This window comes from Phytobacter sp. (genome assembly GCF_059074235.1).
On sequence record NZ_JCACPZ010000008.1, the window covers coordinates 1,110,678 to 1,132,997 of the forward strand.

Below are 22,320 nucleotides of genomic sequence, written 5' to 3' on the forward strand. Positions count from 1 at the left end.
TGTTGAGGAAATTTAAAATGGTGGTTTATAACGTTGGCTATCAGCACAAAAATTGAGATCTATTGCACCATGAGTGACAACTGGCATGCAGAACGTCTGGAGTTGATCACCCTTAACGATGCGGTCGTGTCGTTCAGTCGCCTGTTTGCCAATACGGTTCGCTACCATCACTGGCATCAATGCTTAGAAGTGCTGTATGTCGAGGAAGGTTTTGGCGTGGTGATTGTTGATAACCGCCAGTACACCATGCGCCCCGGCAGGCTCTTTTTCTTCCCGCCTTTTACGCTGCATAAAGTGATGGTCGATGAACAGGCCCAGAACTGCTATCGGCGTACCATTATTCATGTCGATCAGCACGCTGTGCTGAAACTGTTCCGCGATTTCCCTCAAAACCAGCGGCGCTTACAGCGGCTTTCTGCACGCAGCGGCGCAGCAGTGGTGATGGATGCGGCGACTATTCATCCGCATATCGATCATCTGTTTAGCGATTATGCCCGAATGGCTACACAGGCGCGTTTAACCGCCGAACAGGTAGCGTGCCTGTTGCTCACCCTGCTCAATATGTTGCCGGAAGAGCAGGAAAAAATGCCAGAAGCGCAGACCGGAGTAGCCACACCCGTAATGTTCTGGCTGGAGGAGAATTATCAGCAGAAATTCAGCCTGGATAGGCTGGCAGAAGATTTGGGGAAATCGCGCAGTTATGTCTCCAGACGCTTTCACTTCGAAACCGGCGAGCCCATTCACCAGTATTTAAACACACTGCGTTTGCGTAAAGCCTGCGAACTGTTACTGCACAGCACTCGCAGCATTCGCGATATTGCCTGCGAAAGCGGCTTCTCCGATGTGACCTATTTTATTAGCGCGTTCAAAAAAGGGATTGGTGAAACGCCGCTGCGCTATCGCAAGAATCACACCTCGGCGATTTAATTTCGGACATCCCGTAAAAGCACCGCATGGCGGCCTGCGGTGCTTTTCAGGTGTGGGGCGTCCCGCTGACTGAAATACAGCGTGGTGATAAAAGACGTTAAATAAAACTCAGAGGTTAACTTTCTACGGACTCTAATTGGTTATTTTGCTGGGTTTTCTTGCTCAATGTAAGGGAGCCAAAGAGCACCATTACGATGACAATTCCCGCCATCATGAAGAAGATGGATTGATATCCCACACGGTCGAACAATTTCCCGATAGGCAGTGACAGGACAATAATGCCTAATGAACTGGCAATATTAAAACCAACCAGGAATATGGTGGAAGAGAGGCGTTTATCAAAATTCGCCACGCTAAATTTAAAGACGGAAATAATAAACAGGGGGACTTCTAATGCATGGAGCATTTTAATAAAGGAAATGACATAGACATCGGTAAAAAGCGCAGACCCCAGAATACGGCACGTCATGATAATCCCGCCCAACATCAACGCTGATTTTGGTCCTATGCGGTTAATCAGGAACGGCGTCAGCGCCATGCCGATACCTTCAAGGATGACCTGCACTGAGTTTAAGTAGCCATAGACCCGCGAGCCGACGTTCGGATCATCAAACAATCCGGCATAGAATACCGGGAACATTTGCTGATCGTAGATATTGTAAAACGACCAGGTGCCGATGATAAACACCACAAAAAACCAGAACTGAATGTCTTTAAAAATGGAGAGAAAATCCTGTGTGCTAAGGGTGCTGGCATTCTGGGTTTCTTCACGAGCGGACTCCGTTTTGAAAAACAGATTAACCAGCAAAAACAGCAGGCCCATCAGCGACACACACCAGAAATTAATATGCGGGTTAATGCTGAAAAAGATCCCGCCGACAAAGGTGCCTCCGGCATAGCCAATACAGCCCCAAAAGCGGGCGGTACCAAATTCAAAATTGAATTTACGGCTGAGTTTCTCAATAAAACTGTCAACCAGGCCACATCCGGCAAGATAACCAATGCCAAAGAAAATCGCCCCCAACACCATTCCGAGGGTGAAGTTCGATGCTAAAAGCGGCTCATAAACGTAAATCAGAAAAGGACCACTGAGCAGCAAAACCAGACCAACCAGCCAGATAAGCGGTTTCCGGGTGCCCAGTTTGTCCTGAATCACGCCATAGCCGACCATAAAAATCATGCTGAAGAACTGGTTTACGGAATAGAGCATGCCCAGTTCGGAACCGGTTAAGCCCAGTTTCGTTTTAAGCCAGATGGCATAAAACGACCACCAAAGTGACCAGGCAGCAAAAAAGAAGAGCAGATACCCGGACGAAAAGCCGTACTGTTTATTGCTGAATGGCAGATTTATTTTCATTCTTCGTTCTCCGTTCGATGATGAGGATGCAAGTTAACGGGAGCTGTCGACACCGCCGTTTCCTGCAAATGTGCGTCACCCTTGCCTTACATCTTCCTGCGGTACTGACTACTAATGACTCAGTTCACCAGTTCCCATGCGCACGCCTGCTGCACCACCGCATGGCCCTGTTGGCTGAACAGCGAAAGGGTGCGGCGGAGTGGATCAGGATAAATACGGCTGCTGAGCGTGAATGCCCCCTGATTGACGAAGACTTCCAGTGAGGAATGGTCGATAAAAATACGCAGATGAAGCAGGCCATCTTCCGGTAGCGGCACGCTGCGATAACCGCTTAACCCCGCCTGCGGATAATCACGGGAGAGCACCAGACGACGGGACTGGTTATCAACATAAAGGCGCGCGCCGTCACCCAGACTCAGGCCATACTGCTCCGCATCGCTGTGGCTCATGTCCCAGCAAAGAGAGATTTCCATCGCGCTGGCATGATCTGCGACCTGTAGTGTCTGGTTGTGCAACTCGCTGACCGGCCACGGGTACTGTTTACCGCGCAGGGTTTCCAGCTCCTTAACCGGGGTCATGCGCACATTTCCCCTGTCATCAAGCATCAGTTCGCGTGGCAGTGACAGCATGCCCGCCCAGCCGTCAGCTTTCTCTGGCATCGGCGATTCCCACATTGCCAGCCAGCCGATGACCACACGACGTCCGTCCGGGGTGGTAAAACTTTGTGGCGCATAAAAATCATGCCCATGATCGAGCTCTTTGAATTCGCTTGTGGCGACAAACGGTGAACCGGGCTGCCATTTACCCGTGAGATATCCGCTCTGGAAAAGGTTACGGTTGTGATAACCGTCGGCCCTGACGCCCTGCGGAGAGAACATAAGCACTTGCGTCTCACCGAGCGTAAACAAGTCCGGGCATTCCCACATGAAGCCGAGCGTGCCATCATCTTGTTTAATGTTACTTTCAAACTCCCAGTGACGCAGATCGGCGGAGCGATAAATCTGCACTTCACCGATATCTGCCGTTCTGGCACCCACCACCATGTACCAGGCCTCACCTTCCCGCCAAACCTTCGGATCACGAAAATGGTGTACGCCCGCCGGGGTATCAATCACCTGTCCCTGTCGTTGAAACGTCATGCCATCCGTGCTGGTCGCCAGGCACTGCACCTGGTAGAGATTGGCCTCCACCGGTTCACCGTGGAACTTATGCCCGGTGTAAATCAGCGCCAGCGTGTCACCGTTCACCACGGCGGAGCCAGAAAAGCAGCCGTCTTTGTCTTCCGGGCCTTCGGGGGCCAGCGCAACCGGCAGGTGTTCCCAGCGCACCATGTCGCGACTGCGCGCATGGCCCCAGTGCATCGGCCCCCAATCGGGTCCAAAGGGATAGTGCTGGAAGAAGGCGTGGAAATAGCCATCAAACCACGTCAGACCATTGGGGTCGTTCATCCAGCCCGCCTGCGGAGCCAGATGGTACTGCGGATACCAGCGTGGGTTTATCGCATCTTTTTTGTCGTTCAGCGCGTGATTCGCGGCAGTCAGTAGAAGTGTCATCGCAACCTGCTTTCTTATCAAAAGTAAAAGGGACAATGGAGTGGATAAGAAAAAAGATAACGTTAACATTTCATGTATTCATGCATTCTTTGTAGCCCTTGCGATGTTAATCACAAAAGTTAACGTTAACATTGAGGTAATGTAACGGTGATCTCATTTTTGCTGCGTTTTTATGACGACAGCACTGACATAATGCTCCGCAGCTGGGGTAAGGCGCCGCCAGGCGCAAAAGATAAGGGTAATGGCAGACAATATGGCCTCTTTAAAGGATGTGGCGAAATTAGCGAACGTGTCATTGATGACGGTTTCTCGCGCCATTAATGAACCGCAACGCCTGAAAGCAGAGACCCTTGAACGGGTGATGGCCGCCGTCGAGCAGCTCAACTATGTCTCCGACCTGTCAGCGAAGAAAATTCGCGGCGGGAAATCGACCATGAACACGATTGGCGTGCTGGCGCTGGACACCATGACCACGCCGTTCTCAGTGGAGATCACTCTCTCCATTGAAGAGACTGCGCGCGCACACGGCTGGAATAGTCTGCTAGTGAACATGTTCAGTAACGACAGCCCGGAGAAAATTGTTGATTTGCTGCTGGCACATCGCCCGGATGGCATCATCTACACCACCATGGGGCTGCGCCATGTCCCAGTTCCGGACAAACTGCGCACGCTGCCCTGCGTGCTGGCAAACTGCGAAAGTCTCTCTGGACAACTGGCCAGCTACATTCCCGACGATGAACAAGGACAGTATCTGGGCGTGAAGGCGTTACTGAAAGCAGGCTATCGCAACCTGTTATGTATTCATCTTCCGAAAGAGATTGTCGCCAGCGGCCGACGCCGTGCGGGCCTTGAACGTGCCTGCCGGGAAATGGGAGTGAATCCGGACACGCTTCACCACTACTACCTTCCACCTGGCGATCAGCATCATATTGATACTGTGGATATTCTTACCCCCCTGCTCAACGGCAAGAAACCCGCCATAGACGCCATCGTGTGCGGTAATGACCGCGTCGCATTCGTGGTGTATCAGGTGTTGTTATCAAAAGGGCTGCGGATCCCGCAGGATGTCGCAGTACTGGGATACGACAATATGGTGGGAACGGGTGAACTTTTCGTACCGCCACTCTCTACAGTACAACTCCCGCATTACGAGATTGGCCGCCTGAGCGCGTTACATATTATCAATGGGGAAAACCATCAGGAGACGGTACGCGTCGACAGCCCTTACCTTCCCCGTCAGTCTTTGTAATGGTGAGAAAAGAGGTTAACCATTAGGTCGTTAACCTCCTTTTCAACGAGCGACAGGATCGCTACCAGCCGCAAACGTTGGTCTCTTCGTCGGACTCATAGCCGCGAACAATGTTGATCAAGTCTTTCACTGCGTCCGCAGCAAAGGTGGGATCGTTCAGATTTGCCAGCGTCAGTTTGTCTTTATCGACAGAAACCCCGTTGTTGTTGTTGGTCACTGTTAGCACAAAGCCTTTCTCGCTTTCGCTCTTGTCTGCCAGTTGTGCGACCAGTTCATTGACCGCCCCAACCGCAACATCCGGCACGTAGAGTGCCATCGGTTTCAGCCAGATTTTTTCATGGGTTTCGCTGCTGCTACGGTTGGTTACCGCTACGGAATATCCCAGGTTTTCAGTGGTCATTTTCTCTCCCCTCACCCTTCAATCAAAATTTTAGGATCAACCCAAAAATCGACGTTGAACACCGTATCTTCAGATAAGGCTTCAATGCGATGCCAGACTTCTGCCGGGAAAACACCGAACTGCCCGGCTTCGATGGTGAGCGTTTCAATGGGCTCCGGGCTGGTCTCATCGGCATAACCGTAATAGCGGATGGTGCCCTGCATGACGCTAAGACGCGGGTAGACGCCCTGACGCGTTCCCGCATCCAGGTGACGTTGCCATATTGAGGCGGGTGCGGTGGTGTTTGTCCATAAAGGCGTAGTGCGCACGTGCACATAATTTGTTGGTATAACAATGCGTTGCATGTTTCATCCTCGTAGGAATGTGTGTCGGGAGAAACGTTATATTGCATCCAAAATACTACTTTAAGTCCGCAATGTGAATGGAAAAAGGCACGTTACGACAAGAGGGGTAGAGAGGGGGTAGACAGGGGTAAGTCTGAAGTAAGAGGAAAATGCTGGCGAAAGTGTATCGCCAGCAAAATTGGGGGATTAGCGTTTCTGCAGCGCTTCCCAGAGTCCGAGGAGATAGGTGACGCCCAACGCACGGTCGTATAAACCATAGCCCGGACGCCCCGTTTCGCCCCAGATAAAGCGACCATGATCCGGGCGGATGTAGCCATCAAAACCGTTGTCGTGCAGCGACTGCATCACCTTGTACATGTCCAGAGAGCCGTACTGAGACGGGTGTGCACACTCGTAAAAATCTTTGTCTTTGATAATCTTGATGTTGCGCACATGGGCGAAATGGATGCGCTTGCGGCGGCTAAACTCTGCGAGGATCTCATAGACGTTGTTATCAGGATCTTCAGCGATAGATCCAGTACACAGCGTGATCCCATTGGCTTCAGAATCGACGGCATTGCACAGCCAGTCCAGATCCTGGCGATTTTTCACTACCCGCGGCAGGCCAAAAATAGAGTACGGCGGATCGTCAGGATGAATCGCCATTTTGATACCGACTTCTTCGCAGACTGGAATAATGGCCTTCAGGAAGTAGACCAGGTTTTCCCGCAACTTCTCATCATCCACATCTTTGTAGCTGGCAAAGAGTTCCTGTACCTTGGCCAGGCGCTCTGGTTCCCAACCCGGCAGAGCAAAGCCGTTCGAGTTGCTGAGGACTTCGCTGACCACCTCTTCCAGGCTCTTATCGATGTCTTTCTTTTCAAATGCCATTGTCACGGAACCGTCCGGCAGAACATAGTTCATGTCGGTCTTCATCCAGTCAAAGACGGGCATGAAGTTATAGCAGATGACTTTCACGCCAACGCGGGCCAGGTTGCGGATGGTTTGCTTGTAGTTTTCGATATAACGATCGCGACTCGGCAGGCCAATTTTGATGTCATCATGAATATTAACGCTTTCAATGACTTCCATTTTTAACCCGGCGGCGTGAGCCTGCCCGACCAGCGCTTCAATCTTATCGACAGGCCACAATTCGCCAACCGGCACATCATAAAGTGCACCAACAACTCCTTCCACACCCGGCACCTGGCGGATGTATTCAAGAGAGACCTTGTCCTCTTTTGGCCCAAACCACCGCATTGTCATCTGCATAGAACAACCTCGATTTGAAAGTAAAAAATCATCTACCATACTAGTAGTTAATGTTAATACCTTAAAACCGCAGTGAGAATTAAGCAATCAAATTCTGGTGTGAATATCGTCGTTGGAAATGAGAAAAGGGGTAGAGACAGAAAGTACCAGAGGTGGGGAAAATGAGATACAGAGCAGAAAGTAAAACGCTTCAGGCCTTGTGACCTGAAGCGTCCGGGAGAATCAGGCTTCGATGTCTGCCATATCGCCTTTATCCTGCAGCCAGTTGCGACGGTCTTCAGAACGTTTCTTGGCAAGCAACATATCCATCATGGCGTTCGTTTGCTGTTCATCTTCGTCACTGATGATCAACTGAACCAGACGGCGGGTATTCGGATCAAGCGTCGTTTCGCGCAGCTGTAACGGGTTCATTTCGCCGAGGCCTTTGAAGCGCTGGACGTTAGGTTTGCCCTTCTTGCGCTTAAGCTGTTCGAGCACACCAATTTTCTCTTCTTCCGTCAGGGCATAATAAACTTCTTTGCCCAGATCGATACGGTAGAGCGGCGGCAACGCCACATAAACATGGCCGTTTTTCACCAGCGCGCGGAAATGTTTCACAAAGAGCGCGCAAAGCAGCGTGGCAATGTGTAAACCATCGGAATCCGCATCCGCGAGAATACAAATTTTACCGTAGCGCAACTGGCTCAAATCCGCACTGTCAGGATCCATACCGATCGCTACAGAGATATCATGCACTTCCTGCGAGGCCAGTACCTCATCAGAAGAGACTTCCCAGGTGTTCAGGATCTTACCCTTGAGCGGCATGATCGCCTGGTATTCACGATCGCGCGCCTGCTTGGCTGATCCACCTGCCGAGTCCCCTTCGACCAGGAACAGTTCGGTACGATTGAGATCCTGGGCAGTACAGTCAGCCAGCTTGCCAGGCAGCGCCGGGCCACTGGTCAACTTCTTACGCACTACCTTTTTGGCGGCGCGCATACGGCGCTGAGCACTGGAAATTGCCATTTCAGCCAGCATCTCTGCGGCCTGTACGTTCTGGTTCAGCCAGAGACTGAATGCGTCTTTTACGACACCAGAGACAAAAGCCGCGCACTGACGTGATGACAGACGCTCTTTGGTCTGACCGGCAAACTGCGGATCCTGCATTTTCACTGACAGCACGTATGCACAGCGATCCCAGATATCTTCCGCCGACAGCTTCACACCACGCGGCAGAATGTTGCGGTATTCACAGAATTCGCGCATCGCATCCAGCAGTCCCTGACGCAGTCCGTTAACATGCGTCCCCCCTTGCATGGTCGGGATAAGGTTAACGTAGCTTTCGGTCAGCAGTTCACCGCCTTCCGGCAGCCAGAGCAGTGCCCAGTCAACCGCTTCGGTCTCAGCAGAGAAGTTGCCAACAAACGGTTTCTGCGGCAGTGTCGGCAAGCCGTTGACGGCTTCCATCAGATAATCCGTCAGACCATCCTGATAACACCAGCGCTGCTCGGTATTGTTGACTTCATCTTTAAAGGTAATTTCCACACCCGGGCACAAAACGGCTTTCGCTTTGAGCAGATGGGAGAGTCGTGAAACTGAAAAACGCGGGCTATCGAAGAATTGTTCGTCCGGCCAAAAATGTACGCTGGTACCCGTGGTACGTTTCCCACAGGTACCCACCACGCTCAGATCCTGGACCTTGTCGCCATTCTCAAACGCAATGTTATAGACTTGCCCGTCACGTTTAACGTTAACCTCAACGCGACGCGACAGCGCATTCACCACCGAAATACCTACGCCGTGCAGGCCGCCAGAAAACTGGTAGTTTTTGTTGGAGAACTTGCCGCCAGCATGCAAACGACAGAGGATCAGTTCCACCGCAGGAACACCCTCTTCCGGGTGAATATCCACCGGCATACCGCGACCATCATCAATAACTTCCAGTGATTGATCGGCGTGCAGAATGACATCCACACGTTTGGCGTGGCCTGCCAGCGCTTCATCCACGCTGTTATCAATAACTTCCTGACCAAGATGGTTAGGGCGGGTCGTGTCGGTGTACATCCCCGGACGGCGGCGAACCGGCTCAAGCCCGGTGAGTACCTCTATGGCATCAGCGTTATAGGATTGCGTCATGGTTTGTTCGTAGATAGTGATCGGGTCGTTTTCTTGTCAGCTCAACGGAGCCCAAGAAAATCGACAATCTGTGTGAAATGATTCTCAAAGCCCACAAAAGCGTGGTTACCGCCCTCTTCTACCGTCTGGCGACATGCATCGTAATACGCCACGGCCTGACGATAATCCAGCACTTCATCGCCCGTCTGTTGCAAAAGCCAGATTAAATCCGGCGCTTCCAGCGGGTCGACCTGCATCACTTTGAGATCGTAAATATGGCGAGACTCTAGCACATATTGCTGCCCCGTGTAGGGGTTCTCGTTGTTGCCCAGAAAATCGGCCAGCAATTCAAACGGACGAACCGCCGGATTGATGACGACAGCAGGCAGGGTCAAACACTGTGAAAGCCAGGTGGCGTAGTAGCCGCCTAATGAGGATCCTACGATGCCCAAAGGCTGTCCACCGTTTTCCAGCACCAGCAGCTCCAGCAGCTCCGCTGCCTCAGCCGGGTACGGCGGCAGCTGCGGCACCACGACGTTAATACCGGGATGATGTTCTGCCAACCACGTTCTGAACTGCGTCGCTTTTGCAGAACGCGGAGAGCTGTTAAATCCGTGCAAATAGAGAAGTGTGGCCATCAGTAGCCTTCTGACGCGGTATCAGGACTAAACCTGGCGCTTTGCAAACGGCAAACTTCCGTGTGCATGCTGCCATCGGCGTGCAACTCAAGCCAGCGCCAACCCGGAGCAATCGTATCCAGCGTGAAGTTCGCACAGTGTGGCTTAAACTGGACGCAGGTCGATGGGGTCGCCAGCATACGGCGTCCATTCCAGTTGAGATCCAACTCCTGATGAATGTGCCCACACAGCATGTTTTTGACGTTGGGGTAGCGAACCAGAACGTTATCCAGTTCCGCGGCATTGCGCAGACTGTGTTGATCGAGCCAGCTACATCCGGAAGGCAGAGGGTGGTGGTGCAAAAGCAGCAGCGTGTGGCGTTCTTCGGCGTCCGCCAGCTTTTTCTCCAGCCAGTCGAGCTGGAATTCACTCAGCTCACCGTGAGGAACACCAAATACCTGACTGTCCAGTAAAAGGATTTGCCAGTGATTGCCGACAAAAACGCGCTTGGCTGGAGAGATACCCGCCTCATGCAGTGCGTTGTACATGGCAGGCTGGAAATCATGATTACCCGGAAGCCATACGCAGGGTACGCCAAACCTTGCGATACCTTCAGCGAAATGCTGATAGGCCGCAGCTGTCTGGTCCTGCGCTAGGTCGCCCGTAGCGACAATTAAATCACAATCACGTTGTTGTGCCTGAATGGCATCAAGCACGGCCTGATAGCTCTCCCAGGTATTCACCCCTAACAACGTTTCGTGCTTTTCGGCAAACAGATGAGTATCAGTAATTTGTAATATCCTGACTCTGGACTCATCAGCCAGATTCAGGTTTAACAGGCTTTCCAAATGGTGTCCTTAGGTTTCACTACGCTAACAAACCGGAATCGCCATTGCTCCATGTGCCAGGCAGTAACGTAGCCAATCGGCCAGAAACTGATTAATTTGATGCTTTTCGTCGCGTTGATGCAACTTTTTATTCGGATAATCATAACGCGCTTTAAAACGAAAGATCTGCTGACTCGAACACACTTCGGCCACCATCGCATCATGATACAAACGAACCGTCATTGACGGCAGGCTCCAGTAGCTTATTGCTGGCACGGTTTGTTTGATTTCCACAAGCGTAGTGTAGCGGGTGGATTCAACAATCGTTAACCGGTATTGCGCATTCGTCACCTGGTAGCTTACCGTTTCGCCTGCCTCATCATTACGCGGCAACAGACGGCGTAACTGTGCGAAATTGGTTTCACACAGACGCATCATTTCAGGAAAGTCAGGTGTATAACGCTTCATTTTTTCCACTCTTTTCGTAAGCCCTCATAATGCAGTTGCAGCCATTGCAGGGCGATGACAGACGCCGCGTTGTCGATTTTCCCCTCTTCTACCCACTGGTAAGCCTGTTCCCGGCTAACCACATGAACACGAATATCTTCGTTTTCATCCACCAGGCCATGTATACCTTCAGCCTTTGTGGCATCCACTTCCCCAACCTGTATGGTTAAGCGTTCGCTGGTCCCGCCAGGGCTTGCAAGGTAGCTTAACACCTTCTTCATGCGCCCAACCGATAGACCGGCCTCTTCCTGTGCTTCACGGCGGGCAACGTCTTCGACCGTTTCGCCCTCTTCAATCATGCCTGCGACCAACTCAAGCAACCACGGGCTTTCACTGGTATCTAATGCTGCAATGCGAATTTGTTCAATCAACACCACTTCATCACGCACTGGGTCAAAGGGTAGCAAGACTGAAGCATGCCCGCGTTCAAAAATTTCTCTTCGTACTTCACCGCTCATTTCACCATTAAATAAACGGTGGCGAAAACGGTAAAGTTCGAGCGAAAAAAAACCGCTGTACAGCGTTTCCCGTGCAATAATTTCTACATCGTTTTTGGCGAAAGTCACTGGGAGCGTATTCGGCTTACTCATGCGGATATCCTGTTCGTAACAAAGGTGATTTCGTGGATTTCAAGCCTGTTTGACTGCCGTTTCAAATACTATGTGGTAGATTGGAGCAAATTTACGCCGGATGGCACGTAACGCCAATCTTAAGCGATGGCAGTCTCTGGTAGAATCGGCGATTATTTCCGAATTAAGATCAGCGCTATTCATGCTTCACAACAAGGAATGCAAATGAAGAAATTGCTCCCCATCCTTATCGGCCTGAGCCTGACGGCTTTCAGTGCTATGAGCCAGGCAGAAAACCTGTTGCAGGTTTATCAGCAGGCGCGTACAAGCAACCCGGACCTGCGTAAATCTGGCGCAGATCGCGATGCTGCTTTCGAGAAAATCAACGAAGCACGCAGCCCGTTACTGCCTCAGTTGGGTTTGGGTGCCGATTATGCTTACGGCAACGGTTATCGCGACAGCAATGGCGTTAACTCGAATGCGACAAGCGCTTCTTTGCAGCTGACCCAAACAATCTTTGATATGTCGAAATGGCGTGCTCTGACCTTACAGGAAAAAAGCGCGGGCATCCAGGATGTGACCTATCAGACCGATCAGCAGACGTTAATCCTTAATACCGCAACAGCCTATTTTAACGTCCTGAGCGCGATTGACTCCTTGTCTTATACCGAAGCGCAGAAACAGGCTATTTACCGTCAGTTGGATCAAACCACCCAGCGTTTTAACGTGGGTCTGGTCGCCATCACTGACGTACAGAACGCCCGCTCTCAGTACGATACCGTGCTGGCGAATGAAGTAACTGCTCGCAATAACCTGGATAACGCCGTTGAATCTCTGCGCCAGGTGACCGGTAACTATTATCCGGAGTTGGCGTCTCTGAACGTTGATGGCTTTAAAACCGACAAACCGAAAGCGGTCAACACGCTGCTGAAGGATGCGGAATCGCGTAACCTGTCACTGTTGCAGGCTCGTCTGTCCCAGGATCTGGCGCGTGAGCAAATCCGCCAGGCGCAGGATGGTCACTTGCCGACCTTGAATTTGACCGCATCCTCAACGGTTTCTAACACCTCATACAGCGGCTCCCGTACTAACACCAGCCAGTATGACGACAGCAAAATTGGTCAGAACAAAGTTGGCCTGAGCTTCTCCCTCCCGCTGTATCAGGGCGGCATGGTGAACTCTCAGGTTAAACAAGCGCAGTATAATTTTGTCGGTGCCAGCGAGCAGCTTGAAAGTGCACACCGCAGCGTAGTGCAGACCGTTCGTTCCTCGTTTAACAACGTGAACGCCTCTATCAGCAGCATCAATGCGTACAAACAAGCGGTTGTGTCTGCACAAAGCTCCCTCGACGCAATGGAAGCAGGCTACTCCGTCGGTACGCGTACCATTGTTGATGTTCTGGATGCGACCACTACCCTGTTCAATGCGAAACAACAACTGTCCAGTGCGCGTTATAACTACCTGATCAACCAGTTGAATATCAAATCGGCACTGGGTACGTTAAATGAGCAGGATCTGGTCGCACTGAACAACACACTGGGTAAAGCTATCCCAACCACGCCTGAAAGCGTAGCACCGGAAAACCCGGACCAGGAAGCCCGTGTAAACAACATGGCGAACGGAAACCAGGCTGCTACCGCTCAACCGGCCGCAGCGCGAACCACTCGCTAAGTCGTTGATGTTGCAAAACGGGGGCACACAGCCCCCGTTTTTACGTAAGGCAACGTAAAGATCCCCCCTTCCAGCCCGCATCCTGCTTCATTTTCAGACACTCATCCTCTATCCTGACCTTTTATACATACCTTTGGGTCTCGGAAGACAAATATGAAACGGACAAAGAGCATTAATCATGCGATGTTTCGCAAAAGCTGGAGCGCGCGTCACCTGACGCCCGTCGCTTTCGCTATTTCTGCCGTTTTTATGCTGGCAGGCTGCGAACAGAGCGATGAAACAGTATCCATGTACCAGAATGCGGACGACTGCTCATCTGCCAATCCTGGTAAAAGTGCAGAATGTACAACGACCTATAACAATGCCCTGAAAGAAGCTGAACGCACGGCACCAAAATACGCGAGTCGTGAAGATTGCGTGGCTGAATTTGGTGAAGGCCAGTGTCAGCAGGCTCCATCGCAAGCGGGCACGGCACCTGAAAACCAGGCGCAGGTGCAGCAATCCGGTGGCAGCATGTGGATGCCGCTGATGGCAGGTTACATGATGGGTCGTATGATGGGCGGCGGTGCAGGCTTTGCACAGCAACCGCTGTTCAGTTCCCGTAACCCGGCGAGCCCGGCCTACGGTCAGTACACTGATGCCGGTGGTAAAAGCTACGGCGCGGCTCAACCAGGCCGTTCAGCAACCGTATCGAAAACCGCAATGGCGCCAAAACCTGCCACTACGTCAACCGTGACGCGCGGTGGATTCGGTGAGTCCGTTGCGAAACAAAACACCATGCAGCGTAGCAGCGCCAGCGGCAGCGGCACGTCCACTCGCTCAATGGGCGGCTGATCAGCATGGAAAGAATCAGTATTACTGAGCGCCCAAACTGGCGCGAGAAAGCCACTGAGTTTGGTTTCAATTTTCACACCATGTATGGCGAGCCGTACTGGTGTGAAGATGCCTACTACAAGCTGACACTCGCCCAGGTTGAGAAGCTCGAAGATGTCACCGCCGAGTTACACCAGATGTGCCTGAAGGTTGTGGATAAAGTCATCGCCAGCGACGAGTTGCTGGCGAAATTCCGCATCCCTAAGCATACCTGGGAATTTGTGCGTCAGTCGTGGAAAACCCAGCAGCCTTCGCTCTATTCACGCCTGGATTTAGCGTGGGATGGCACGGGTGAACCTAAGTTGCTGGAAAATAACGCCGATACGCCGACCTCATTATATGAAGCCGCCTTTTTCCAGTGGATTTGGCTGGAAGATCAGGTGAATGCCGGTCAGTTACCGGAAGGTAGCGATCAGTTCAACAGCCTGCAGGAAAAGCTTATTGAGCGTTTCGCTGAGCTGCGTGAACAGCATGGCTTCAATCTGCTGCACTTTGCCTGCTGCCGCGATACCGTTGAAGATCGCGGGACCGTGCAGTATCTGCAGGATTGCGCCGCTGAAGCCGAGGTCGCAACCGAATTTCTCTACATCGAAGATATCGGTCTTGGCGAACGGGGCCAGTTCTCAGATTTGCAGGATCAAGTGATCAGCAACCTGTTTAAACTCTATCCCTGGGAGTACATGCTGCGTGAAGTGTTCTCTACCAAGCTGGAAGATGCTGGCGTACGCTGGCTGGAACCGGCCTGGAAGAGCATTATCTCTAACAAAGCGCTGCTACCGATGTTGTGGGAAATGTTCCCTGGTCACCCAAACCTGCTGGCCGCTTACTTCGCAGAAGATGCGCACCCGGAAATGGATAAGTATGTGCTCAAACCCATCTTCTCCCGTGAAGGGGCGAACGTCTCCATTATTGAAAACGGCAAAACCGTGGAAGAAGTGGAAGGCCCATACGGTGAAGAAGGGATGATTGTTCAGGAATTCTGTCAGTTGCCTAAATACGGCGACAGCTACATGCTGATTGGCAGTTGGCTTATCAACGATCAACCTGCCGGTATCGGTATTCGCGAAGATCGGGCACTGATCACCCAGGATCTGTCCCGCTTCTATCCGCATATTTTTATCGAGTAACACATAACTCCGGGGGCAGTTACCTCTCCCCTGGTGCCTTGATAAAGCCCGATGCGCCTTCGCTATCGGGCTTTTTAGTGGCTTAGCCTACCTGTACTGACAACATGCTGAGACTGCCCATTTCGATACCGTCCACGGGAATTGAAATCGCCTCTTCGCCATCCCATGCGCCCAGCACATACAGCAGCGGCAGGAAATGATCCGGTGTCGGGTTCGACAGCGAGCCGCCCTCATGATCCATATAGTTCACCAGCGGATGCTGCTCAGCAGGTCCTTTCCAGGTCAAATTCTCTTTCACAAAATCATTGAAAGAGGTCGCCCAAGGATACGGTGAGCTGTCGCCATGCCAGCGCGCGGTACGCAAGTTATGCACCACATTACCGCTCGCCACCAGCATGATGCCTTGATCACGCAGTGTTGCCAGTTTACGACCAATCTCCAGATGCCAGGCTGCGGGTTTGGTGCTATCAACGCTCAACTGCACCATCGGGATATCCGCATTCGGGTACATCTTGATCAGCACGCCCCATGAGCCGTGGTCAAAACCCCAGGCTTCTTTATCCAGCCCGACCGGAACAGGGGCAAGCAGGTCAACCAACTGCTGGGCAAGTTCTGGCGAGCCAGGCGCCGGATAATGCGTGTCGTACAGCGCCTGCGGGAAACCACCAAAGTCATGGATGGTTTTAGGCGCTTCCATTGCCGTCACCCCGGTCCCACGGGTAAACCAGTGAGCGGAGACCACCACAATAGCTTTTGGACGCGGCAGCGTATCGCCAAGGTGAGCCCAGGCGCGAGTATAAACGTTATCTTCCAGAACATTCATCGGGCTGCCGTGGCCCAAAAACAGTGCTGGCATACGAGGTGCAGACATGATGATATCCTTACTGAGTGTGTCGATTTGATGTGAACACATTACGCTTTTTTATAAAGTGATGAACTCAGATAAGCATGATTAAGATATTCAGAAATTTTGAATATAAAAAACGAAAAATGGGATCAGCACTGCAAATACTGCATCAGATGATCCAAGCAGAACGATCGCCATAAGCAGTCATGGATGCAAATGGCATATTGCACAATATTCCTGAAGAACTCATCAACGTCACATGACAAGTGTATATGAAGAGAGGGTTTTACTGCTTCGTAGGGCTCGCTCCATCAGAGATGAGAGCTCTCAGAAGGGGAGACAGATTCAGTGCACTTCTCAATTTGCTCACCGGCTTGCAGGCGGTGAATAACCTCTAACGCACGTTGGTAGCCTTCCTGGAGCGCATCTCTATCCTGACGATACGCGCGGCAATTACGCTTCAGGCAGAGGATATGGGCGAACATAACAAATACAACCACAAGAAAACCGCACCAGTAAATTAGCATTTCCCCTCCTCATCAAATCACACAATTGATTGTGCTAATAATCCATCAATGGTTACCACTTTATAAGTAGCAGGAGAATGTATCCATTAGTGAGATCAACAAAGGTGGTAAATGCGGGGATTTCAGAGGGAGTAAGAAGTGCAGATATAAAAAATCCGAAGTCAGTTTCCTGGCTTCGGATTGTTCGGACAGACTATCGCTTAGCTGGCTTTACGCTCATGCTCCTGGCGGTAGGCCACCAGGTCTTCGATAGTCACAACGGCCATATTGTGCTGACGGGCGAATTCGATGCACTCAGGTGCACGGCCCATTGAGCCATCGTCGTTGGTCAGTTCACACAGCACACCTGCCGGTTTGAAACCTGCAAGCGTCACTAAGTCGATGGTTGCTTCAGTGTGACCACCACGGGTTAACACGCCACCCGGCTGCGCGCGCAGCGGGAAAACATGGCCAGGACGGTTCAGATCGGAAGGTTTTGCGCCATCGGCAATAGCCGCACGCACGGTGGTGAGGCGGTCAGCGGCAGAAACACCGGTGGTCACGCCAGCAGCCGCTTCGATGGTGACGGTAAAACCGGTGCCGTACGCACTGGTGTTGTTCTCAACCATCATCGGCAAATCAAGTTGTTTACGACGATCTTCAGTCAGGCAAAGGCAAACAATGCCGCTACCGTGACGAATAGTCAGCGCCATTTGCTCTACGGTCATGGTTTCAGCGGCGAAAATCATATCGCCTTCGTTTTCACGATCTTCATCGTCGAGCACCATCACTCCGCGACCTTCGCGCAGTGCGCTTAAAGCATTTTCAATACGTTCGAATGGCGTGCCAAAAGAAGAAAGCAGCGTCTGATTCATGGTAAAAGACCTCAATAAAGTTATGGTTACCAGAATCAGGGCAGTCTTAGGAGTATAAAAAAATAACGCGAGCAGGCCTCCAGGCCCGACTGAATCGTTACTCTCTCCCATCCGGACTCTAACCGTCGGCCCCGGAATTACACCGGATCTGCTGACCTTCCAATTTGCATCGGAAGCGCTCGCGGGCTTTCAGCGTTCGCTGATTTACCGCCGGTGGGGAATTTCGCCCCGCCCTGAGAATAAGCGCGATAACTATAACGCTAATGATTTCCTTCGGCAACGCATAACCTTCAAACAAATCTGGTTTATCGTCACTGCATATCACACTACAATAATTGTCAGAACCTATCCGAACAGGGAACACAAAATGATTGACCCGAAAAAAATTGAACAGATTGCGCGTCAGGTCCACGAATCAATGCCGAAAGGGATTCGTGAGTTCGGGGAAGATGTCGAAAAGAAAATCCGTCAGACACTGCAGTCACAGCTGACACGCCTGGATCTGGTGAGCCGGGAAGAGTTTGATGTGCAAACGCAGGTGCTGCTGCGCACCCGTGAAAAACTTGCGCTGCTGGAACAGCGTCTGAGTGAACTGGAAAGCCGTAGCGTAAGCTCAGAAGTGAAACCGGCTCCAGCAATCCCACCGGTTGATGCGCCTGACGCCAACGCCTGATTTGCCCCCCCCAGAACACTGCCAGGCGTACTCGCAATATGGAGTACGCCCTACGATATTTGGTAATGAGATCCATTCCTGCCACCCTGCCATCTGTGATATTATCGCCTGTGTAACAAAATTGGATTTTTTGTTTGGACTGCGAATTAATAAACCAAGGAGAATATATGGATATTTTTCCTGATTACTACTCCCCTTATCTTTTTGCAATTGCATTTGTTGTACTTATAGGTGCGGTAGAAATTATATCGTTATTCCTGGGAAATATTATTTCCGGTTTTCTCGATTCACATTTAGGTGATTATGATGCTGCCGCGTCAGGTCATCTGAACCAATTTTTCCACTATCTGAATTTTGGCCGGGTCCCCGCCCTGGTGGTACTCTGCCTGATTGCCGGATGCTTTGGTCTGTCCGGCATTACGATACAACATCTGAGTGTTTCCCTGCTCCAGTCTCCAGTGCCAAACTGGCTGCTGGCCCCTGTCTGTCTGCTGTTTTCCGGTGTTTGCACCCACTATCTTGGCAGAGTCCTCGGGCGGTGGTTACCCGGCGATGAAACCACTGCTATCACCGAAGAGGATTTTATTGGCGCAATGGCCACGATTACGGGTCATAGTGCGACCTCCCGTCAGCCTTGCGAAGGTAAATTTAAAGATAAATTTGGCCAGGTACATTATTTACTGCTGGAACCCGAAGAGGGAAAAACATTTAAAAGAGGCGATAAAGTTCTTATTATCTGCCGACTGTCGGCAAGCCGTTATTTGGCAGAAATCAATCCCTGGCCAAATGAATTGTAATAATCAAAAGGACGTATTATGGAAAGTATATTGAATTCATTCCCTTCATGGATGACATCTGCAATTACCGTTGTCTTTATCCTGCTGGTCATTGGGATTATTTTTGCCCGTCTTTATCGCCGCGCCTCCGCCGAGCAGGCGTTCGTGCGTACCGGGCTGGGTGGACAGAAAGTGGTGATGAGCGGCGGCGCAATTGTTATGCCCATCTTCCATGAAATCATTCCTATCAACATGAACACGCTCAAGCTTGAGGTAAGCCGTGCAACGATCGACAGCCTGATCACCAAAGACCGTATGCGCGTTGATGTCGTTGTCGCTTTCTTCGTACGCGTAAAACCGTCGGTCGAAGGGATTGCCACGGCGGCGCAGACACTGGGTCAACGTACCTTGTCTCCCGAAGATCTGCGTGTGCTGATTGAAGATAAATTCGTTGATGCCTTGCGTGCCACCGCCTCGCAAATGACGATGCATGAGCTGCAGGACACCCGCGAGAACTTTGTGCAGGGCGTACAGAACACCGTAGCAGAAGACCTGTCGAAGAACGGTCTGGAGTTGGAAAGCGTCTCGTTAACTAACTTTAACCAGACCGAAAAAGTGCACTTCAACCCGAACAACGCCTTTGACGCCGAAGGTCTGACAAAACTGACCCAGGAAACAGAGCGTCGTCGCCGTGAACGTAACGAAGTCGAGCAGGACGTGGAAGTCGCTGTACGTGAGAAAAACCGTGATGCGCTGGCCCGTAAGCTGGAAATCGAGCAACAGGAATCCTTCATGACGCTTGAGCAGGAACAGCAGGTGAAAACCCGCACTGCCGAGCAGAACTCCAGGATCGCCGCGTTTGAAGCTGAGCGCCGCCGTGAAGCAGAACAGACGCGCATTCTTGCTGAACGCCAGATCCAGGAAACGGAAATCGAGCGTGAGCAGGCCGTTCGCTCCAGAAAAGTGGAAGCCGAGCGTGAAGTTCGCATTAAAGAGATTGAACAACAGCAGGTCACGGAGATCGCCAACCAGACGAAATCCATCGCTATTGCCGCCAAGTCCGAACAGCAATCACAGGCTGAAGCGCGCGCTAACGATGCGCTGGCCGATGCGGTTCGTGCTCAGCAAAACGTAGAGACGACACGCCAGACAGCAGAAGCGGATCGTGCCAAGCAGGTTGCGCTGATTGCCGCAGCACAGGACGCAGAAACCAAAGCTGTTGAGCTGACGGTTCGTGCCAAAGCCGAGAAAGAAGCCGCAGAGTTGCAGGCAGCAGCGATTGTGGAACTGGCGGAGGCTGCGCGGAAGAAAGGGCTGGCGGAAGCAGAAGCACAACGTGCACTGAACGATGCTATCAACGTGCTTTCCGATGAACAGACCAGCCTCAAGTTCAAACTGGCGCTGTTGCAGGCACTGCCGGCGGTGATTGAAAAATCTGTAGAACCAATGAAAGCCATTGATGGCATTAAGATTGTTCAGGTCGATGGTCTGAATCGCGGCGGTGCAGCAGCCAGCGCAACAGCAGGTACCGTTAGCGGCGGCAATCTGGCAGAACAGGCATTATCGGCCGCTCTGTCTTATCGCACCCAGGCACCGCTGATTGATTCGTTACTGAAAGAAATTGGTATTTCAGGCGGGTCGCTGGCAGCGATGGCTGAGCCGCTAACACAGGTCGAGGCAAAGGTTCCGGCAGAGACCATCGCACCAGAACCGTTAGTCGTCATCGAGCCAGAGAAAGTAAAAATCGTACCTGCTGAAGAGTAAGCGAGATAAGCGCCGGATGGCGGTGTAAACACCCTATCCGGCACTCTATTCAATGCTTACTTATCGCTGTCTTTCTGGATTTTTTTGATGATGTTGGTGGTGGAACACCCATCTTCGAAGTTCAGCACCAGCACATCACCGCCGTTCGCCCACACCTCTTTGCTCCCGGCAATGTCTTCAGGTTTGTAATCACCACCTTTGACCAGCAGATCCGGCAGCACACCGGCAATCAGACGCTGCGGCGTGTCTTCTTCAAACGAGACCACCCAGTCGACTGCTTCCAGCGCGCCCAGCACAATCATGCGCTGTTCCAGTGGGTTCACCGGACGCGTCTCGCCTTTCAGACGTTTGGTGGAAGCATCGCTGTTTACCGCCACAATCAGGCGATCGCCAAGCTTACGGGCGTTCGCCAGATAGGAGACGTGGCCCGCGTGCAGAATGTCGAACACACCGTTGGTCATCACCACTTTTTCACCACGCTTGCGCGCAGCGACCACGGCATCACGCAGCTCTTCTTCGCTCATCACACCAAAACCGGTTTCTGAACGGCCACGCACCGCATTTTCCAGTTCGATAGGCGAAACGGTTGACGTGCCCAACTTGCCGACCACAACCCCTGCCGCCGCATTAGCAAAGAAGCAGGCTTCTTCCAGAGAGTTACCTGCCGCCAGCGTTGCCGCCAGCACACCAATCACCGTGTCACCAGCACCGGTCACATCATAAACTTCCTGCGCCTGGGTCGGCATGTGCAGCGGTGCTTTACCTGGCTGCAGCAGCGTCATACCCTGCTCAGAGCGCGTCACCAGCAGTGCAGACAGTTCGAAATTGGCGATCACCGCCATGCCACGCTCAACAATCTCGGCTTCGCTTTTGCACTTACCGGCGACCGCTTCAAACTCAGAGAGATTCGGCGTCAGCAGCGTCGCGCCACGATAGCGTTCAAAGTCAGTGCCTTTCGGGTCGATTAACACCGGTACATTGGCTTTACGCGCCAGTTGAATCATCTGCTGAACGCTGACCAACGCGCCTTTCGCATAATCGGAGAGCACCAGCGCACCAATGCTGCCAAGCGCCTGGCTGATTCTGTCATGCATCGGCTGCGGATCCACACCCTCAAAGCCCTCTTCAAAATCGAGGCGGATGAGCTGTTGGTTGCGTGACAGCACGCGCAGCTTGGTGATGGTCGGATGGGTTGGAACAGAAACGAAGTCGCATTTTACGTTAACGTCAGCCAGCGCTTTACTCAGCGCACGTGCCGCATCATCAATACCCGTTAAACCGACCAGACGTGCGGTTGCCCCAAGAGACGCGATGTTCATCGCCACGTTCGCAGCACCGCCAGGGCGCTCCTCAATGGTATCGACTTTCACGACCGGCACCGGCGCTTCCGGGGAGATACGGCTGGTTGGGCCATACCAGTAGCGATCCAGCATCACATCACCTACAACCAGCACACCTGCTTGATTAAACTCTGGCAGCGTTACTTTCATTCCTGTCTCCTGAGAGATGCAAA

General features: G+C 52.0%; 22 protein-coding genes and 1 riboswitch. Of the genes, 8 read left to right on the forward strand and 14 right to left on the reverse strand.

Translation table 11 applies throughout. The features are described from left to right. Positions 1-69: 69 nt before the first annotated feature. A complete protein-coding gene (locus tag AC5JPW_RS23115; protein WP_494243930.1) occupies positions 70-927 on the forward strand; it encodes a helix-turn-helix transcriptional regulator in 858 nt (285 codons plus the stop codon). A gap of 115 nt (positions 928-1,042) precedes the next feature. On the opposite strand, the gene AC5JPW_RS23120 is transcribed toward AC5JPW_RS23115, so the two are convergent. Both AC5JPW_RS23120 and AC5JPW_RS23125 read right to left on the reverse strand, forming a co-directional pair. Continuing rightward, positions 1,043-2,284 (reverse strand): oligosaccharide MFS transporter, encoded by a 1,242-nt coding sequence (locus AC5JPW_RS23120; protein ID WP_494243409.1) that lies wholly within the window; start codon positions 2,282-2,284, stop codon positions 1,043-1,045. 119 nt (positions 2,285-2,403) lie between these two features. Further along, positions 2,404-3,837: a glycoside hydrolase family 32 protein gene (locus AC5JPW_RS23125; RefSeq protein ID WP_494243410.1), complete on the reverse strand. Its 1,434-nt coding sequence runs from the start codon at positions 3,835-3,837 to the stop codon at positions 2,404-2,406. Positions 3,838-4,090: 253 nt separating this feature from the next. On the opposite strand from AC5JPW_RS23125, the gene AC5JPW_RS23130 reads away from it, so the two are divergent. After that, positions 4,091-5,086: a LacI family DNA-binding transcriptional regulator gene (locus tag AC5JPW_RS23130; RefSeq protein WP_494243411.1), complete on the forward strand. Its 996-nt coding sequence runs from the start codon at positions 4,091-4,093 to the stop codon at positions 5,084-5,086. A gap of 61 nt (positions 5,087-5,147) precedes the next feature. On the opposite strand, the gene AC5JPW_RS23135 is transcribed toward AC5JPW_RS23130, so the two are convergent. From AC5JPW_RS23135 to nudF, 8 genes are all read right to left on the reverse strand, one after another. Beyond that, the gene (locus AC5JPW_RS23135; protein WP_494243412.1) at positions 5,148-5,486 is read right to left on the reverse strand and encodes a DUF1869 domain-containing protein; all 339 of its coding nucleotides are present in this window, start codon (positions 5,484-5,486) and stop codon (positions 5,148-5,150) included. Between the two features lie 11 nt (positions 5,487-5,497). After that, positions 5,498-5,830, reverse strand: coding sequence for a TehB family protein (locus AC5JPW_RS23140; RefSeq protein WP_494243413.1), 333 nt, complete (start codon positions 5,828-5,830; stop codon positions 5,498-5,500). A 186-nt stretch (positions 5,831-6,016) separates the two neighbouring features. Continuing rightward, on the reverse strand, positions 6,017-7,081 hold the full coding sequence (uxuA, locus tag AC5JPW_RS23145; protein ID WP_494243414.1) for a mannonate dehydratase: 1,065 nt from the start codon (positions 7,079-7,081) through the stop codon (positions 6,017-6,019). 222 nt (positions 7,082-7,303) lie between these two features. Continuing rightward, positions 7,304-9,196, reverse strand: coding sequence for a DNA topoisomerase IV subunit B (parE, locus tag AC5JPW_RS23150; RefSeq protein ID WP_494243415.1), 1,893 nt, complete (start codon positions 9,194-9,196; stop codon positions 7,304-7,306). Positions 9,197-9,237: 41 nt separating this feature from the next. Further along, positions 9,238-9,813, reverse strand: coding sequence for an esterase YqiA (gene yqiA / locus AC5JPW_RS23155; RefSeq protein WP_494243416.1), 576 nt, complete (start codon positions 9,811-9,813; stop codon positions 9,238-9,240). Beyond that, on the reverse strand, positions 9,813-10,640 hold the full coding sequence (gene cpdA / locus AC5JPW_RS23160; RefSeq protein ID WP_494243417.1) for a 3',5'-cyclic-AMP phosphodiesterase: 828 nt from the start codon (positions 10,638-10,640) through the stop codon (positions 9,813-9,815). Before cpdA ends, yqiA begins: the two co-directional genes overlap by 1 nt. A 24-nt stretch (positions 10,641-10,664) precedes the next feature. Then, the gene (locus tag AC5JPW_RS23165) at positions 10,665-11,087 is read right to left on the reverse strand and encodes a DUF1249 family protein (protein ID WP_458045732.1); all 423 of its coding nucleotides are present in this window, start codon (positions 11,085-11,087) and stop codon (positions 10,665-10,667) included. After that, entirely contained in the window at positions 11,084-11,716 is a 633-nt protein-coding gene (nudF, locus tag AC5JPW_RS23170; protein ID WP_494243418.1) for an ADP-ribose diphosphatase, read from the reverse strand. The genes AC5JPW_RS23165 and nudF overlap by 4 nt, the downstream gene beginning before the upstream one ends. A 204-nt stretch (positions 11,717-11,920) precedes the next feature. Between nudF and tolC the strand changes: the two genes are divergently transcribed. From tolC to AC5JPW_RS23185, 3 genes are all read left to right on the forward strand, one after another. Next, positions 11,921-13,366 carry an outer membrane channel protein TolC gene (gene tolC / locus AC5JPW_RS23175; RefSeq protein WP_494243419.1) on the forward strand — a complete coding sequence of 482 codons (1,446 nt, stop codon included), beginning with the start codon at positions 11,921-11,923 and terminating at the stop codon, positions 13,364-13,366. Positions 13,367-13,519: 153 nt separating this feature from the next. Continuing rightward, positions 13,520-14,200 (forward strand): DUF1190 family protein, encoded by a 681-nt coding sequence (locus AC5JPW_RS23180; RefSeq protein WP_494243420.1) that lies wholly within the window; start codon positions 13,520-13,522, stop codon positions 14,198-14,200. A 5-nt stretch (positions 14,201-14,205) separates the two neighbouring features. After that, on the forward strand, positions 14,206-15,366 hold the full coding sequence (locus tag AC5JPW_RS23185; protein ID WP_494243421.1) for a glutathionylspermidine synthase family protein: 1,161 nt from the start codon (positions 14,206-14,208) through the stop codon (positions 15,364-15,366). Between the two features lie 82 nt (positions 15,367-15,448). Here AC5JPW_RS23185 and ygiD read toward each other — a convergent pair whose 3' ends face one another. From ygiD to ribB, 3 genes are all read right to left on the reverse strand, one after another. Then, entirely contained in the window at positions 15,449-16,237 is a 789-nt protein-coding gene (gene ygiD, locus AC5JPW_RS23190; RefSeq protein WP_494243422.1) for a 4,5-DOPA-extradiol-dioxygenase, read from the reverse strand. A 287-nt stretch (positions 16,238-16,524) separates the two neighbouring features. Then, positions 16,525-16,740: a hypothetical protein gene (locus AC5JPW_RS23195; RefSeq protein WP_494243945.1), complete on the reverse strand. Its 216-nt coding sequence runs from the start codon at positions 16,738-16,740 to the stop codon at positions 16,525-16,527. 200 nt (positions 16,741-16,940) lie between these two features. Then, positions 16,941-17,594 (reverse strand): 3,4-dihydroxy-2-butanone-4-phosphate synthase, encoded by a 654-nt coding sequence (ribB, locus tag AC5JPW_RS23200; RefSeq protein WP_494243423.1) that lies wholly within the window; start codon positions 17,592-17,594, stop codon positions 16,941-16,943. Positions 17,595-17,689: 95 nt separating this feature from the next. Further along, positions 17,690-17,839, reverse strand: a riboswitch (FMN riboswitch). Positions 17,840-17,961: 122 nt separating this feature from the next. Between ribB and ubiK the strand changes: the two genes are divergently transcribed. From ubiK to AC5JPW_RS23215, 3 genes are all read left to right on the forward strand, one after another. Further along, positions 17,962-18,267 carry a ubiquinone biosynthesis accessory factor UbiK gene (gene ubiK / locus AC5JPW_RS23205; RefSeq protein WP_494243424.1) on the forward strand — a complete coding sequence of 102 codons (306 nt, stop codon included), beginning with the start codon at positions 17,962-17,964 and terminating at the stop codon, positions 18,265-18,267. Positions 18,268-18,434: 167 nt separating this feature from the next. Beyond that, complete coding sequence (locus AC5JPW_RS23210) at positions 18,435-19,064, forward strand: OB-fold-containig protein (protein WP_494243425.1); 630 nt, start codon at positions 18,435-18,437, stop codon at positions 19,062-19,064. A gap of 18 nt (positions 19,065-19,082) precedes the next feature. Then, positions 19,083-20,807, forward strand: coding sequence for a flotillin family protein (locus tag AC5JPW_RS23215; protein WP_494243427.1), 1,725 nt, complete (start codon positions 19,083-19,085; stop codon positions 20,805-20,807). A 56-nt stretch (positions 20,808-20,863) separates the two neighbouring features. Here AC5JPW_RS23215 and hldE read toward each other — a convergent pair whose 3' ends face one another. Continuing rightward, positions 20,864-22,297: a bifunctional D-glycero-beta-D-manno-heptose-7-phosphate kinase/D-glycero-beta-D-manno-heptose 1-phosphate adenylyltransferase HldE gene (hldE, locus tag AC5JPW_RS23220; protein ID WP_494243428.1), complete on the reverse strand. Its 1,434-nt coding sequence runs from the start codon at positions 22,295-22,297 to the stop codon at positions 20,864-20,866. Between the last annotated feature and the right edge of the window lie 23 nt (positions 22,298-22,320).